The organism is Dyella sp. ASV21, from assembly GCF_016428975.1.
Classification (GTDB): domain Bacteria; phylum Pseudomonadota; class Gammaproteobacteria; order Xanthomonadales; family Rhodanobacteraceae; genus Dyella.
Window position 1 is genome coordinate 1 of record NZ_JAELTT010000099.1, and the last position, 10,769, is coordinate 10,769.

Below are 10,769 nucleotides of genomic sequence, written 5' to 3' on the forward strand. Positions count from 1 at the left end.
TGGTGATGCGCGGCGATAGGCTGGTAGGCATCGTTTCCGAACGCGACTACGCGCGCAAGGTGATCCTGCAAGGCCGATCGTCTGCCCAGACCGCAGTCTCAGAGATCATGAGCAGCCCGCCCTTGACGGTGGGGCCCGACACCGATGTGTTCGACTGCATGCGCCTGTGTACCGACAGCCGCATCCGCCACCTGCCGGTGGTCACGGACGAGCGCGTGGTAGGGGTGATCTCGATCGGCGACCTGGTGAAAGAAGTGATCGACGCCCAGGCCGAGCAGATCGAACAGCTGCAGCGTTACATCACTAGCTGACGCGCTACGTGCGGGCGTCCGCCGTGCGTGCGCGGTCCGGATGCGGCGCCTCGTCCTGCTGCTCAGGCAGCAGGTCGGGCGAGTGGCCAGCGCGCGCCGCCACCCAGGTCGCCAGCGTGGACACGCCGGCACCCATGGCTGCCATGCCTCCTACCGCCACACCGAACTGTCCCAGCACATTGACGCCACTGGTGACCAGGAGATCGCCGAAGCGCCAGATGGCGGTCTCCACGAAATTCTTGCCCTTGTAGCGCGTCTCGCGCGGCACGCGGGTGTAAAGCGCATCGGTGGAGGGCTTGGTCATGCCGTAGGCGAATCCGCGCGAGCCCACCATCATCACCGCCAGCATGGGCACCGCAAAGCCGAATACCGCGACGCTGCGCGTACCCCACCCCACGATCAGCAGCAATAGCGCCAGATTGACCAGGGACGGCACCACCAGCCCCCAGGCAGCGCCCTTGCGCACCAGCAGCCAGCGCGTAAAGGTGAGCTGCAACATGGCGCCCAAGAGATTGGTGGCCAGATCCAGGTCGTTGTAGAACGCGGTGCGCGCGATCTTGTCGGGAAAATGGAGCTTGGTGTAATCGGCCATCAAGGCGTAGGCGAGCGTGCCAATGCCATCGCCCAGCACCATCAGGATCGCCATGTAGCGCAGAAAAGGCCGCGTCCACAATTCCTTGATGCCCGACCACAACGAGCCGCCGATCGCCTCCTCGCTGCGCTGCGTGCCGCGGCAATCGTGCCGCGCGGACAGCGCCAGCAGCACACCCAGCGCGATGCCAAGCGCCGTGGCGGAGACCACCAGCAACGCGGCCACGCCGATTACCTGCACCAGTAGTTTGGTCACCAGCGGCCCGAAGATCGCACCCGCCATGCCGCCGAGCGCGATCAGCGGAAACACCCGCCGCGCCTGCACGCTGTAGAAGATGTCCGCCATGAAGCTCCAGAACAGCGACACCACGAACAGGTTGAATACGCTGGCCCAGACAAAGAACACCACCCCGAGCTCGCGCGCGCCGATGCGATCCTGGGCCAGGAAGGCCGGCACGAAGGCGATCAGGCTGACGATAAAGAAGCTGTAGCTCCAGCTCAGCAGACGCCGGCGCGCAAAGCGCGACACCAAGGCGCCGAAGACGGGCGTCAGCAGCAACATCACTCCGAAGGTGGCGGCATAGAACAACGGCAGGGATTGCGAGCCCACCGCACCGGTGAGCTGATCGCGCACGGGGCGGACGATGTAATAAGCCGTCATAACGAAGAAAAAGGCCACCGCCGACAAGATCAAGGCGGGGCCTTCTTTCGCTGCGGCAGGTGCGGAGGAATTCACCGGCGTTTCCAGCGTGGGTCGAATTAAGACTAGCATGCAGCCTAGCCTTACCGCGGGTAACGGTTTTGGCCTTCAGGCATTCTCGGGGGAATCGCTTGCGATACGACTACATCATCGTCGGTGCCGGGTCGGCCGGCTGCGTACTCGCCCATCGGCTCAGCGCGGACGCGAGCAAACGCGTATTGCTGCTGGAAGCGGGGCCGTCCGACTGGCACCCACTGATCCACATGCCTGCCGGCATCGCGCGCCTGGTCAACAACCGCCGGGTCAATTGGAGCTACGCCACCGAGCCGGAAGCGCAACTGCTGGGACGACAACTGTGGTGGCCACGCGGCAAGACGCTAGGCGGCTCCAGCTCCATCAATGCGATGTGCTACATCCGCGGCGTGCCGGGCGACTACGCACGCTGGGCCGACGCCACCGGCGATGACCGCTGGTCGTGGCCGCAGGTGCTGCCGTGGTTTCTGCGCAGCGAGGACAACAGCCGCGGCGCCAGTGTGCTGCACGGCACGCAAGGCCCCCTCGGCGTCAGCGACCTGCGTTACCACAACGCGCTCTCGGACACGTTCCTGGCGGGCGCGCGCAGTGCCGGCTATCCGCACAACGATGACTTCAACGGCGACACGCAGGCTGGGTTCGGCCTCTATCAGGTCACCCAGCGGGACGGCCGGCGTTGCTCCACGGCCACAGGCTATCTCGCACCCGTGCGCTCGCGACCCAACCTGTACGTTCGCACGAGCGCCCTGGTGGCGCGCGTAGCGATCCGCCAGGGGCGTGCCGTGGGTGTGCAACTGCACGGCGAGAAAGCGCTGCTGGAGGCCGCTGAGGTGATCTTGTGCGGCGGCGCCGTCAATACACCGCAACTGCTGATGCTGTCCGGCGTAGGTCCGGCCGATCACCTGCGCGAGCAGGGCATCGCCGTGGTCGCCGACCACCCCGAGGTCGGCGCGAACCTGCAGGATCATCTGGATATCTGCACGCTCGACGGCTGCACGCAGAAGATCACCTACGACCACCTCAACGAACTCGCCACCGGCTGGCGGTTCCTGCGTCATCACGATGGCCCGGGAAGCTCCAACGTGGCCGAAGCCGGTGGTTTCGTACGCAGCCGTCTCGCCACCGACGAGCGTTGCGACCTGCAATTCCATTTCGTGCCGGCCCTGCTCGATGACCACGGCCGCCACCGCCTGCCTGGCTACGGCTACACCGTGCATGCCTGCTACCTGCATCCGCGTAGCCGTGGATCGCTGCGGCTGCGCTCGGCCGATCCATCGGCCCATCCGAGCATTCAGGCCAACTACCTGGGCGACGGGGAAGACCACGACCTGCAGCGCATGATCGAAGGCGCGCGGCTATCGCGCGAGATCCTCTCCCAACCGGCGTTCGCGCCCTATCGCGGCGCGCCGGTGTTTCCCGAGCGCGCCCTGCACAGCGATGCCGAGTACGCCCAATTCATCCGCCAAAAAGCGGAATCCATTTACCACCCTGTCGGCACCTGCCGCATGGGCAAGGACGACCGCGCGCCGCTGGATAGCGAACTACGCCTGCGCGGCATCGACGGATTGCGCGTGGTGGACGCCTCGGTAATGCCCAGCCTGCCCAGTGGCAACACCAATGCGCCGGTCATCATGATCGCCGAGCGGGCCAGTGCGTTGATCCTTGGGGAAACCTCGGCTGCGCGCTAAACGCAGAGCCAGCGCGCGGGCGACAACGAGAATTTACGCCCTGCCTGCGCTACTCTCGAGCCCACGCTACGGGCCCTGAGTCCCGCGCTCCGCTGCCGGTTCAAGCAGACCAGGCTGGTTCCAACCGCGCCACCATGGCGCCAACAACGCGTCCGAGCAGCATGAGGATACGTACGATTTCGTGGGTCATCGCCTTGGCGCTGGGCGTATCCAGCACACCGTTGCTCGCCCGCACCGGTAGCGATATGCCGCTTAACTCAGCCGCCAACGCGCCCAGCGCCAGCGCTACCGCGCAGGCCCTGCCGAGCGAACGGGTGAAAGACACCCTGAGCGCCTACCGGCAATGGCTGGATCGCCTCGACCAACGCAATGCCGTGGCCGGCTTGGCCACCGCCGTGGTGATGGACGACAAGGTGGTGTTCGAAGACACCATCGGCTACGCCAACGCCGCCACGCGGGAGCCGGTGACACCCGATACGGTGTTCCGCCTTGCTTCGCTGTCCAAGGCGTTTGCCTCGGCGCTCACCGGCGTGCTGGTGGCCGACGGCAAGCTCAGCTGGGACACCAAACTGGTCGCCGTGCTGCCGTTCTTCAAGCTCAAGAGCGACAGCGCTGCCGAACAGGCGACCGTGCGCGACATTCTCGGCCAGCGGCTGGGCCTGCCCAAGAACACCTACGACAACATGCTCGAGGAGAACATCCCGTACGAGGAACTGGCGCGCCGCCTGGACGAGGTGAGCCTGACCTGCGACGTAGGACAGTGCTATGGCTACCAGAACATCGCTTTCAGCCTGATCGGCGACGTGGTCTATGCGCAGACGGGCGATTTCTTCAGCCGCCAGGTCGAGAAGCGCCTGTTTTTCCCCTTGGGCATGAAGAGCGCCAGCTATGGTCGCGAAGGCCTGGAGGCGAGCAAGAGCTGGGCGCGCCCGCATCGTCCCAATGGCCAGGGCTGGGCGCCATTCGAGCCCAAGGAAGCGTATTACCGCGTGGCCCCGGCTGCGGGCGTCAATGCCAGCCTGCGCGACATGGAGCAGTGGTTGGTGGCACAGATGGGCGGGCGCCCGGACGTGCTTTCGCCACAACTGCTGGACACGCTGCACACGCCGGAGATCGCCACGCCAGCCGAGGAACGCTCCACGCCCTGGCGCCGTGCACGCGTGACCGACGCCTACTATGCGCTGGGCTGGCGCGTCTTCGAGTACGGCGGCGAAACCTTGATCTTCCACGCCGGCGCAGTGGAGGGCTATCGCACCATGATTGGCTTCCTGCCCAAGCAGCACATCGGCGTGGTGACCATGTGGAACTCGGCCGGACCGGTGCCCTCGGGCCTTATGCCCATGCTGCTGGACAGCCTGCTCGGCCTGCCGCACGAAGACTGGGCGGGCATCGAAAGCGATGCCCCAGCCAAGAAGCCGGCCAGCACGGTCAAGGGCAAGACCCGCACCAAGACCAAGACTGCCACCGGCACGCACGGCACCAAGCGCTGAGTCACCCCGCACGACCCAAAAAAAGGCGCTGCATGATGCATGCAGCGCCTCTAGCGGTCTGGGGAAACGATGGCGCGGGCGATGCCCGCGCCGCTCAGTTGAGCTTGAAAACGATGCGACGCTTGTCCTGTGAGGCAACCGGGGAACCGTCCTGGGTAGCCGGCTGATACTTCCAGCGGCTCACGGCCTCGACCGCGGCACGATCGAACACATGACGCGGCTCGGCATCGACCACCTTGACGTCGTCCACGTTGCCCTCCGGCGTGATGGTGAAACTCACTTCCACCCAGCCTTCCTGATTGGCGCGCACCGCTGTGGTCGGATAGCGTGGGCTGACATTGCGCACCAACACCGCACCGTGCGTGCCGCCTGCCGCGCTTTCATTGCTGGCCGCCTGCGTGGCTGCCGGCGGCTGCGCCTGGCGGCTGGCCTCGGCTTGCTGCTGGGCGACGCGCTGCTGTGCCGCTCGCTGCTGCTCGGCCAAGGCCTTCTGCTGCGCCTCGGCCGCCTGGCGATCCGCCTCGACCTTGTCCGCCGCCTTCTGCGCGGCCAACTGCGCCTGCTTCTCCTTATCGGAAGCCAGCTGCTGCTCGCGATCCTGCAGCTTGCGCTGGGCATCGAGCTTGGAACGCAGAATGGTCAAGGTGTAGTTGGCCGGATCCGCCTTGGCCAATAGATCGATCTGGCGTTGCGCATCGTTGAAATCGCGCTGGTTGATCGCCTGTTCCGCCAGGCTGGCGCCCACCGGGAAGGTCTCGCGCAGAGCATCGGTAGCTACCTGGTTGCCCGGCTGCTTTTCCAACACCTTCAGATAGAACTCGAACGCGTTGTTGCCTGCCGGTGCCAGCAAACGCTGCTCGTTCACAGCACGACGCGCTTCGGACAAGAGCTGGTTCATGCTCATGGCCGCCACATTGACCGGCGCGGCCGCGGCTGCCTTGGCTGCCGTTACCGGCGTCGACGGATGCGCGCCCGCTTCCTGGTCAACCAGGTCCTGGTGCGGCTTGATAATCAGGAACCATGAGGCTGCCGCGAGCACGGCGACGACAGCAATAATGGCAATGGCCGAGGGCTGCACAGCCCCGCGCGCATGACGGCGCGCATGACGAAGATATCGGGTATCCATGGTCTCTCACTGAGTGTCATCAGATACCCGCGCTTTTTCCCCCTGTAGATCCAGGAGCGACGGGCCTCCCCAGGCTCGCCGCGGCGCGGATGTGTGAAAGGTAACCGTAATGCGGCAGCACGGCAAATCGCACGTAACGTCGGCGGTATCTCGCGTCACGCGCTTGCCTTAGCCACCCGGGACGCCCGCGAGGCGGGCCTGTCGTCAGGCGTGTTCTGATCAACGCGGCATGGGCGCCATGCTGCCCGGCAGGGCATCGCCCCACCCCTCGGAGTTCAATCAGCCGGGCCGCGGCAACGTTGATCGGATCATCCCCGGGATATTTTCGTACCCCGGAAACGAAGCGTCCCGGCAGGGGCCGGGACGAATCGCTCTTTCGAATGACTCTCCCCGCGCTGGGCACCGCGGGGAGAAAAGTCGTACTACATGTTTCTTGTAAGGCTTACTTCTTAGCAGCCTTGGCAGCCTTGGCCGCCTTGGGGGCCTTAGCAGCCTTGGTGGCCTTGACCACCTTGGCGGCAGCAGCCTTCTTCACAGTGCGCTTAGCAACCTTCTTAGCAACCTTCTTGGTTGCCTTCTTAGCAACCTTCTTGGTTGCAACCTTCTTGACCGAAGCCTTCTTGGCAGCGGCAGGGCGCTTCTTAGCAACAGCCTTCTTGGCGACCTTCTTGGCGGCAGCCTTCTTGGCGGCCGGCTTGCGGGCAACCGGCTTCTTAGCGGCGGCCTTCTTCACGGCAGTCTTCTTGGTCGCCTTCTTGGCGGCCGGCTTCTTTGCAGCGGCTTTCTTGGCAGTGGCCATAGTTCGTCTCAGCTCCTCATCAGTTGGCAGTGGTTGCCCAGTAAAAGCATGTAGGAACGCCTCCACCAGCAAATCGCTGTTGGTGGCGTGCCGAAGATTATTCACCTGACGCCGGGTGCGCTCGTCAGAAAGAGGCCTTAGGACGTGCAATGGAATCGAGACCGTGATCTTGCGAACTGCACCGGCCTTTTCTCCATGCTCGACATAAGGCGGGATGTATTTCATTGTTGCCATGGCACCCGTTTCTCCATACTCCGATGCGAAAGCTATTCCTGAAGATTTCAACTGTCAATTGATTTTAGCTACGAAATCAATCCGTTTCATCCACCCCCAGGAGGGTTCAAACCCCCACCGGACAAGGCCTGAAGGGGGTAAACATGCATTTTCAATCAGACGTCCATACCGCCAATCGAAAATGCCATTAGATAATCACTGAGTTAATAAAACAGCTTAAAACAAGGCTTTTCCGTTCACCGTGCCTTTTGCCAGGCAACGCTCGTGTCTCACAGCGCCGTGCGCATTTATCTCACGCGCAAAGAGCCACTGGACCCGCTCGCGGGGATGAACAGAACGCTACTGAATTCTCTGGCGGACCGACCCGGCGGGACCCTGCCCAACCCGGCCTCAACCACCCTCAATGACCCGCGAACGCCCCCGATGGAGGACGCGCGACCCGCTGCAGCGGACGTCCGCTTGGACTTCCATCCGCCAAATCGACGGCATCTTTTGATCGATATCGCACCCGCGATTGGCGTCGAATGCGCGAAGGAAACCGTCAAAAAGACGCCGGCCGCGAAGGCGGCCGGCGTCGGGTGAATCGTCGAACGCGGAGGCTTAGTGGTCTTCGTTCTCGACCAGCTCGGCGTAGGCGTCAGCGTCGAGAAGCTCGTTGAGCTCGGCGCGATCGCTGGCGCGCACCAGGAAGATCCAGCCTTCGCCGAAGGCGTCTTCGTTGATGGTTTCCGGCTTGTCGTTGAGCAGTTCATTGACCGCCACGATCTCGCCCGAAACCGGGCTGTAGATGTCCGAAGCGGCCTTGACCGACTCGACCACCGCCACGCCGTGACCGGCCTGCACGCTGGCGCCGATCTCCGGCAGTTCGACGTAAACCAGGTCGCCCAACTGGCCCTGGGCATGGTCGGAGATGCCCACGCGCACCAGGCCGTCGTCTTCGACGCGGGCCCACTCGTGGGACTTGAGGAATTTCAGATCGCCGGGAATCTCGCTCATGATCGAATCCAGTCTTTGATGTCGGGTCGTGGGTGGAGCGTCAATTCTAGCCGCTTCACCCGGGTGGCAACACGGGCCGCGCGCTGACCGCGCGCGTGCCGGGAAATCAGATGCCCTCGCAGGGCTTGCCGTCACGCACGAACGGATACTTCACCAGGCGCACCGGCACTTCGCGGCCGCGGATATCCACGCGTACGTCGCCCGCCTCACCGACGGGAATACGCGCAAAGGCCACCGCCTTGTTGAGCGTGGGAGCAAAGCTGCCCGAAAGGATTTCGCCGGGACCATTGGCGGTAAGCACCGTCTGGCCGTGACGCAGCACGCCCTTCTCGTCCAGCACCAGGCCTACCATGACGCGCTTCACGCCGGCGGCCTTCTGGGCCTCCAGCACCTTGCGACCGATGAAGTCGCGACCTTCGTCCAGCGCGATGGTCCAACCAAGGTTGGCCTCCCACGGCGACACAGTTTCATCCATGTCCTGGCCGTAAAGATTCATGCCTGCTTCCAGGCGAAGCGTGTCACGTGCGCCCAGGCCGGCCGGCGCCACGCCAGCCGCCGCGAGGGCTTGCCACAACGCCACGGCGTGCTCCTGCGGCACCACGATTTCGAAGCCGTCTTCGCCGGTATAGCCGGTGCGGGCCACGAACAGCGGCATGCCATGCGGACCCTGCGCGGCGGCGGCGGCGAACTTGCCGAGCTTGCCGATGCGCTCGTGGTCCACCTCGGCCAGCAGGCCAATCACTTTGTCCCGGGCATGGGGGCCCTGTACCGCGATCATGGCGAAATCGGGACGCTCCTTCACCTGCACATCGAAGGCCTTGGCCTGCGCCTCGATCCAAGCCAAGTCCTTGGCGCGGGTGGCGGCGTTCACCACGAGGCGGAAGAATTCCTCGCCCAGGAAGTACACGATCAGGTCGTCGATGACGCCGCCCTGCTCGTTGAGCATGCACGAATACAGCGCCTTGCCCTGCACCTTCAGCTTGTCGACGCTGTTGGCGAGCAGGTAGCGCAGGAATTCCCGCGTGCGGGCGCCGTGAAGGTCGACGACGGTCATATGCGACACATCGAACATGCCGGCATCGCGACGCACAGCGTGATGTTCCTCGATCTGCGAACCGTAGTTGATCGGCATGTCCCAGCCACCGAAATCGACCATGCGGGCGCCGAGCGCACGATGGGTATCGTTAAGTACGGTCTTATCGGTCATCGCAGTCGGGCTCTGGGGAAAGCGACATTATCGCCGGGCGCACGGACACATTCCAACCCGCGCACACCATGGCTGGCCGTGCGCCCGCGTATCGGCACGGTCGTGCGGTGCAGCACGCACGCCATGCCCTGGCGCTGTTTTGTGTTGCCAGCGACGGATAGGGCAGCGGCCGCCGATATGACGCTGACGCACGGCGGGCGGCTTAAGTCCCCTGCCCGCTCAACAATTGCTCCACCACCTGCTCGGCCAACTGTTCGGGGCGCAGGCCGGCGGTGCGCAGGTGCAATTCCGCTTGCTCGGGCGCCTCGTACGGCGAGTCGATGCCGGTGAAATTGAGGATTTCGCCCGCGCGGGCCTTGCGATAGAGGCCCTTGGAATCCCGTCGCTCGCATTCTTCGAGCGTGGTATCCACGAACACCTCAAGGAACTCATCGCCATCGAACAGGCTGCGCGCAAAACGCCGTTCGCTCTGGAATGGCGAGATGACGCAGACCAGCACGATCAAGCCCGCGTCGACCATCAGGTGCGCCACTTCGGCTACGCGGCGTACGTTCTCCACGCGCGCCTCGGGGGTGAAGCCCAGGTCGTTGTTGAGGCCGTGCCGCAGATTGTCGCCATCGAGCATGTAGGTATGGAAACCCAGCGCGTGCAGACGGCGCTCAACCAGATTGGCGATGGTGGACTTGCCGGCGCCCGACAAGCCGGTAAACCACAGGCAGCGGGCTTGCTGCCCCTTGCTGACGCTGCGCGCCTCCTTGTCCACATCCGTGTGCTGCCAGTGCACATTGGCCGCGCGACGCAGGGCGAAGTCCAGCATGCCGCAGGCGACGGTGGCGTTGGTTTGGCGATCGATCAGGATAAAACCGCCCAGCGGGCGACTGTCCTCATAGCACTCGAAGGGAATGGCATGGTCCACATCGAGATTGCAGTAACCGACCTCGTTGAGCTCCAGCCGCCGCGCGGCCAGTTCGGCCTGGGTATTCACGTCGACCTTGTGCTTGATCGAGGTGACCCGCGCGTTGACGGTGCGACTGCCGATCTTCAGCCAGTACGCGCGATGGGGCAGCAGCGGCTCATCCCCCATCCACAGCACATGGGCGGCGAACTGGTCGGCCACCGGCGCGGGATGGGCGGCCTCGGCGATGACATCGCCGCGACTGACATCCACCTCGCGATCCAGCGTGAGTGTCACCGCCTGCCCGGACACCGCATGCGGCAGGTCACCATTGGCGGTGACGATGCGCTCAATGCGTGCGCGCCGCATGGCGGGCTGCACCACGATTTCATCGCCCACGTTCACCCGGCCATCGCAAACGGTGCCGGCGTAACCCCGGAACGAGGCGTCCGGACGATTGACCCACTGCACGGGCATGCGGAAGTGGCTGGACTGGGCCATGCCGGGCTCGGCTGCCTCCAGCAGCTCCAGCAGGCAGGGGCCCTGGTACCAGGGCATGCGCGCGGAGCGCTGGCCTACGTTGTCACCGCTGGGCGCCACCACCGGCAACGCGTGCACGGTATCGATGCCCAGCTGCGAGGCGAGCTCGCGATACTCATGGGCGATAGCGGCAAAGATGTCCTCGCGAAGGTCCACCAG

10 protein-coding genes are annotated in these 10,769 nt (G+C 64.4%); 4 read left to right on the forward strand and 6 right to left on the reverse strand.

The features are described from left to right. Positions 1 to 311: CBS domain-containing protein (locus tag JHD67_RS19830; protein WP_199100909.1), on the forward strand; the 311-nt coding region annotated here is incomplete at its 5' end. A gap of 4 nt (positions 312 to 315) precedes the next feature. On the opposite strand, the gene JHD67_RS19835 is transcribed toward JHD67_RS19830, so the two are convergent. Next, positions 316 to 1,593, reverse strand: a complete 1,278-nt coding sequence (locus tag JHD67_RS19835) for an MFS transporter (RefSeq protein ID WP_343214403.1) — start codon at positions 1,591 to 1,593, stop codon at positions 316 to 318. A gap of 140 nt (positions 1,594 to 1,733) precedes the next feature. Here JHD67_RS19835 and JHD67_RS19840 point away from each other — a divergent pair, with 140 nt between their 5' ends. Both JHD67_RS19840 and JHD67_RS19845 read left to right on the forward strand, forming a co-directional pair. Beyond that, positions 1,734 to 3,323, forward strand: a complete 1,590-nt coding sequence (locus JHD67_RS19840; protein ID WP_199100911.1) for a choline dehydrogenase — start codon at positions 1,734 to 1,736, stop codon at positions 3,321 to 3,323. A 161-nt stretch (positions 3,324 to 3,484) separates the two neighbouring features. Beyond that, on the forward strand, positions 3,485 to 4,813 hold the full coding sequence (locus JHD67_RS19845) for a serine hydrolase domain-containing protein (protein ID WP_199100912.1): 1,329 nt from the start codon (positions 3,485 to 3,487) through the stop codon (positions 4,811 to 4,813). Between the two features lie 94 nt (positions 4,814 to 4,907). Here the strand turns inward: JHD67_RS19845 and JHD67_RS19850 are convergent, their stop codons facing one another. Further along, on the reverse strand, positions 4,908 to 5,939 hold the full coding sequence (locus JHD67_RS19850) for an energy transducer TonB (RefSeq protein WP_199100913.1): 1,032 nt from the start codon (positions 5,937 to 5,939) through the stop codon (positions 4,908 to 4,910). A 442-nt stretch (positions 5,940 to 6,381) separates the two neighbouring features. Next, the gene (gene metJ, locus JHD67_RS22660; RefSeq protein WP_199100914.1) at positions 6,382 to 6,972 is read right to left on the reverse strand and encodes a met regulon transcriptional regulator MetJ; all 591 of its coding nucleotides are present in this window, start codon (positions 6,970 to 6,972) and stop codon (positions 6,382 to 6,384) included. A gap of 264 nt (positions 6,973 to 7,236) precedes the next feature. Between metJ and JHD67_RS19860 the strand changes: the two genes are divergently transcribed. Beyond that, positions 7,237 to 7,554: a hypothetical protein gene (locus tag JHD67_RS19860; RefSeq protein ID WP_199100915.1), complete on the forward strand. Its 318-nt coding sequence runs from the start codon at positions 7,237 to 7,239 to the stop codon at positions 7,552 to 7,554. A gap of 18 nt (positions 7,555 to 7,572) precedes the next feature. On the opposite strand, the gene gcvH is transcribed toward JHD67_RS19860, so the two are convergent. The 3 genes from gcvH to cysC form a co-directional block, all read right to left on the reverse strand. Next, on the reverse strand, positions 7,573 to 7,968 hold the full coding sequence (gcvH, locus tag JHD67_RS19865) for a glycine cleavage system protein GcvH (protein ID WP_199100916.1): 396 nt from the start codon (positions 7,966 to 7,968) through the stop codon (positions 7,573 to 7,575). A 106-nt stretch (positions 7,969 to 8,074) separates the two neighbouring features. Next, positions 8,075 to 9,175: a glycine cleavage system aminomethyltransferase GcvT gene (gene gcvT / locus JHD67_RS19870; RefSeq protein WP_199100917.1), complete on the reverse strand. Its 1,101-nt coding sequence runs from the start codon at positions 9,173 to 9,175 to the stop codon at positions 8,075 to 8,077. 202 nt (positions 9,176 to 9,377) lie between these two features. Beyond that, on the reverse strand, positions 9,378 to 10,769 hold a 1,392-nt coding region (cysC, locus tag JHD67_RS19875), incomplete at its 5' end, for an adenylyl-sulfate kinase (RefSeq protein WP_199100918.1).